The sequence below is a fragment of the Alkalihalophilus lindianensis genome, assembly GCF_032843265.1.
GTDB classification, from domain to species: Bacteria; Bacillota; Bacilli; order Bacillales; family Bacillaceae_D; genus Alkalihalophilus; species Alkalihalophilus lindianensis.
The window spans coordinates 1-272 of record NZ_JAWJBA010000331.1; the positions used below are offsets into that span (position 1 = coordinate 1).

1 pseudogene is annotated in these 272 nt (G+C 40.8%); it reads left to right on the forward strand.

The features are described from left to right. Positions 1 to 57: 57 nt before the first annotated feature. Positions 58 to 272, forward strand: a pseudogene (locus RYX56_RS22455) (IS3 family transposase); the annotation flags it as partial.

The window sequence follows — 272 nt, forward strand, 5'->3', positions numbered from 1 at the left end:
TATATTGGGGAGTGGTAAGATGCCTACCCTGATCACTATTTAAGATCTCTGTCGGTAGGACAGCCAGAGATCTTAAATAGTGATCAGGTTAGCCATTTTACCAGTCCCCAATATACCGGATTACTGCTGGATAAGGACATCCGAATTAGCATGGACGGCAAAGGAAGAGCCCTTGATAATATTGTTACAGAGAGGTTATGGAGAACGATTAAATATGAGGAGGTTTACTTAAAAGATTACGAGAGTCCAAGAGAAGCAAGGAAAGAGATTAA